The organism is Fundidesulfovibrio magnetotacticus (genome assembly GCF_013019105.1).
In the GTDB taxonomy this organism is placed as follows: domain Bacteria; phylum Desulfobacterota; class Desulfovibrionia; order Desulfovibrionales; family Desulfovibrionaceae; genus Fundidesulfovibrio; species Fundidesulfovibrio magnetotacticus.
In genome coordinates this window covers 1-4,282 of sequence record NZ_BLTE01000037.1, presented here as the reverse complement: position 1 = coordinate 4,282, position 4,282 = coordinate 1, and the positions used below count along the sequence as shown (strand labels likewise).

At 66.9% G+C, this 4,282-nt stretch carries 3 protein-coding genes; all 3 read left to right on the top strand.

The genetic code is table 11. The annotated features are described in order from the left end of the window. Positions 1 to 251 precede the first annotated feature (251 nt). Positions 252 to 914, top strand: coding sequence for a vWA domain-containing protein (locus NNJEOMEG_RS20135; RefSeq protein WP_173087267.1), 663 nt, complete (start codon positions 252 to 254; stop codon positions 912 to 914). Positions 915 to 1,046: 132 nt separating this feature from the next. Beyond that, entirely contained in the window at positions 1,047 to 3,389 is a 2,343-nt protein-coding gene (locus tag NNJEOMEG_RS20130; protein WP_173087266.1) for a PP2C family serine/threonine-protein phosphatase, read from the top strand. Positions 3,390 to 3,392: 3 nt separating this feature from the next. Then, positions 3,393 to 4,282 (top strand): serine/threonine-protein kinase (locus NNJEOMEG_RS20125; RefSeq protein WP_217270628.1); only part of this gene is annotated, 890 nt, incomplete at its 3' end.

Genomic DNA, 4,282 nt, shown 5'->3' with positions numbered 1-4,282 from the left:
ACGGAGATCGTGGTGCGCATGGAAGAGGTGCAGCCCGACGCCTTCAAGGCGTTCTTCAAGTGGGTGTCCTCGTCCATCAGGGCCACGTCGGCCAGCGTGAACGCCCAGGGCAACGCGGCGGTGACCATCCCCCCGCCGCCCGTTGGAATTCAGATCGTGCCCTAGCGCGGGCCGGTGCTCCCGCGCGTGCGGGAGCACCGAAAGACGGCCGGAGACGTCGGGCAGGGCGTCAAGGCCAAGAGCGGCACGCCATGAACCATCAAAAAGGCACGGCAATGGACGATACTAAAAGATTGCCCATCTACCTGGTGGTGGACGCCTCGGGCGGCATGCACGGCGAGAAGATCGAATCCGTGCGCCAGGGAATCCGGTCCTTGCTGGCGGACCTGCGCGGGGACCCGCGGGCCATGGCGACGGTCTGGCTGTCCGTGATCACATTTGGCTCTTCGGCCCGCCAGAACTCCCCCCTTTCGAGTCTCGGTCTCTTCAGGGAGCCTGATCTCGATGCCGACGGCGCCGTGGCCATGGGGGAGGCCCTCGGACTCCTGAAGGAGTGCATCGAACGGGAGGCGAGAGAGAACTCCACCAACCGGGTGGGCGACTGGAAGCCCTTTGTCTTTCTCATGTCCTTCCGGCAGCCTCAGGACTCCTGGGAAACCGCCGCTGAAGCTTTGATGAGTTTTCGCCCCATGAACATCATCGCTTGCGCCATCGGCCCCTACGCCGACGAGATGCCGCTCAAGAGGATCACGCCGTTCGTGGTGCGCATGGAGGAGGTGCAGCCCGACGCCTTCAAGTCGTTCTTCGCGTGGGTGTCCGCGTCCATCAGGGCCATGACGGCCGGCGTGAACGCCCGAGGCGGCGCGGCGGTGTCCATCCCTCAGCCACCCTCGGGCATCTCGATCGTGTCCTGAGGGGCCGGGGCTTGAGCAGGCGCGGGAGACCCGAAAGACAGCCGGGGCGGCATGCGGGGCAACCAGGCCGAGGCGCGCGGACAGCGGGCCCGGCGGGATGCGAGACGACTAACCGGAAAGAGGTTCCGTCTGATGAGCACAGCCAAAGGCAACGACGATCTCATAAAGCAGACATCAGCCGAATTCCTCCGCAGGCTGGGGCTCTCCCCGACGGGCGGCAAGGAAGAAGTCAAGCCGTTGAACGCGCAACTGGTCGAACCATTTCAGCGCCTCTGCGCCGAGGCCATCGGCGCGTTGGTGCGTAGAGGGCTGAACCCGGAGCAGGGCACCGCGGACGCATCTTCCAGGCCCGAGGGATTGAGGCCACGCCTTGAGGCCTGGATCGAGCAGGGCGGAGAGGAACGCCGGACAGCCAGCTATTTCGCGGTGGAGTTTCTCTCGAACGCGGCGCGGCGCGTCCTCGGTCTCAAGATGACCAAGCAGGGTTTCGCGGCGGAGACGCACGCCTCCGCCTGGGTTGTTTTCCAGGAGTGGGTCGCGTCCGGGGGCAAGGCCCGCCTGCGCGACATGGACGCGGAAGTGCACAAATGCGTAAAAAAATACCTGATGGAGAAGCACATGGAGAAGAATGTCCAGGGCAAGGCGGATGCCCGGTCCGATACCGCGAAGCAGCAGACGTCGGCAGGTTCAGGCACGCAGGGGGCTTCCGAAGAGAGGGATTCGGCGTATGAATTCACACCGCTCAAGGAACGCGGGGAGTTGGCTGGCGGCGCTCCCGCCCCTGAGCTGACCTCCAGGGGCCTCCCCTCCGGAGCGGTAGCCCCCCAGGGCGCGACGCGCGCCGCCGCCCAGGCTGCCGCCGCGAGGCCGGGCGCAGGCGTCGGAACAACCCAAGTCCGCTCCCCCCAGGCCGCCGCCGCGACGCCTGGCGCGGTCAGGGCGTCCCAGGCCAGCACGCAGCCCCCTGCCGCCGCCTCCCAGGGCGCGGCGCGGACATCCGTCCAGGCCGCCGCCGCGACGCCTGGCGCGGGCGTCGGGGCGTCCCAGGCCAGCACGCAGCCCCCTGCCGCCGCCTCCCAGAGCGCGGCGCGGACATCCGTCCAGGCCGCCGCCGCGACGCCTGGCGCGGTCGGGGCGTCCCAGGCCAGCACGCAGCCCCCTGCCGCCGCCTCCCAGGCTTCCGGCGGGGTAGCCTCCGCCCAAACCGCCGATCCGGCGCGGCAGGCCCCTTCCGTCGAACCCGCCCCGGAAGAGCCGCAGCCCCGTGCGGTGGACACCACGGACCTCTGGAAATACGTCCCCGTGCCCGAAGGCCCGGACAAGCATACGGAATATGCCGTCGCACGCAAGGCCATGCCCAACGGCTTCACGGCCCTGGCCGCCCGCGCCAGGGGCCGCAAGCACAAGCACGAAGGCACCAACTGCGATGACTGGTTCGCGCTTGACCATGCAGGCGACTGGAGCTTCCTGGCCGTCTCCGACGGGGCGGGCTCCTGCGCCTTCTCGCGCGTGGGCTCCATGGCCGCCTGCGGCGCGGCGGTGGAGTCCTTGCGCCAGTCCCTGGGGGAGCTGAAGCTGCCCGAGATGCCAATGGAAGGCATCCAGCCCTCCGAAGAGCGCGTCTTCGCCGACGAGACGCTGGAGCGAGTCCAGCTGAGCCTGCATCAGGCCATGCGCGACGCCCGCGCGGCCATGGACGCCGCCGTGGAGGAGCGCGCCGCCGACCCGGCCTACGCGGCGCGCCTGGGCCGCGCTCTGGTTCTCAAGGACCTCTCGGCCACGCTGCTGTTGGCCGTGCACACGCGCGCCGTGATCGCGGGCACGTCCCGCGACGTCGTCATGACCTGCCAGATCGGCGACGGCATGATCGCGGCCGTGAGCCAGGCGTTCTCCCTGCGCGTGCTGGCCAAGCCCGACAGCGGGGCCTTCTCGGGCGAAACGGAATTCCTCACATCGCCCCGCAAGCTGGAGGACGCAAGCCTGCGCGCCAACACCCACCTTTTCGTGGGCGCTCTCAGGACGCTCATGCTCATGACCGATGGCGTCTCCGACGACTACTTCCCGGAAGACCCGGGCATGAAGCTCCTCTACGCCGATTTGTGCCTCAACCGTGTGCTGCCCTTGCCTCCCGCCGGGACGCAGGGGCTGGAGGAGGCCCTCAAGAAACAGGGCAAGACCCCCGAAGACCTGGCGTTGGACCCCAAAACCATGACCCAGTTGCGCCTCTCGGGAGAGGGCAAATCCGAGCATGTGCTGGTGCGCTCCGTGCGCACCATGGCCCGCGCGGCCGGTATCGAACCCGAAGCCTTCCTCGCGAGCCCCGCGCTCCTGCACGAAATCGCCAGAGGCGAGCCCATGATCCAGGGAGCGGAAAGCCTGCCGCCGGAAGAACAACTGTTGCTGTGGATTGATTCGTACGTCGTCAGGGGCTCCTTCGACGACAGGACAATGATCGTCCTTTACGAGGAGATGTAGGTCATGAGTGAGAAAGCGATTCTGCTCGACGGACAGGTGGTCGAATACGAGACGAACCTGATCGGCGAAGGGGCCATGAAGGATGTCTACTTCACCAAGGACCGCTCCTCGGTGGTCTGTTTCTTCAAGAGTTCCCAGGACAACCATCGCCTGGCGCGCCTGGAGTCCGTGCTGGGGCGCTTCAATCCCCTGAAGGGCTCGCACGGGAACTACTGGCAGGACTACTTCTGCTGGGTGAGCGGCATCGTCAAGTCCCCGAGACTCGGCGTTGTGGCGCCGGTATACCCGCGGAATTACTTCTTCCAGTCCGGTCCCTTCCAGGGCAAGGAAAAGGAAGGCACATGGTTCTTCGGCCGCAAGACCAGACCCCTGCTCCCCAAACAGGAGCTGGGCACCTGGATCAACTACTTCCGCATCTGCATCCGCCTGACCCGAGCCATCCGGCGCATGCACGCGGCTGGCCTTGCCCACTCGGACCTCTCTCCCAAGAACGTGCTCATCGACCCCATCAACGGAAGCTGCACGGTCATCGACATTGATTCCCTCGTCGTCCCGGGCATCTACCCGCCCGACGTGCTGGGCACTCGCAACTATATGGCCCCCGAGGTCATCGGCACCTGCTGCCTGCCCCTGGACGATCCCGGCCGCAAGACGCCCTCCATCCGTACGGACCTTCACGCCCTGGCCACGCTCATCTACCAGTACCTCTTCCTGCGCCACCCCCTGCAGGGGCCCAAGGTCCACCCCGCCAATTCCAGCGAGGAGCAGGAAACCATGGAGATGGGACACAAGGCCCTCTTCGTGGAGCATCCCACGGACAAGTCCAACCGGCCCAAGAAGCTGGACGTGCCCTACTCGGTGCTGGGGCCCTATCTGGGCGAGCTGTTCCTCAA

Excerpts from the sequence above, each read along its gene's own strand:
- NNJEOMEG_RS20135 (WP_173087267.1), top strand. The coding sequence starts at position 252 with ATGAACCATCAAAAAGGCACGGCAATGGACGATACTAAAAGATTGCCC.
- NNJEOMEG_RS20130 (WP_173087266.1), top strand. The coding sequence starts at position 1,047 with ATGAGCACAGCCAAAGGCAACGACGATCTCATAAAGCAGACATCAGCC.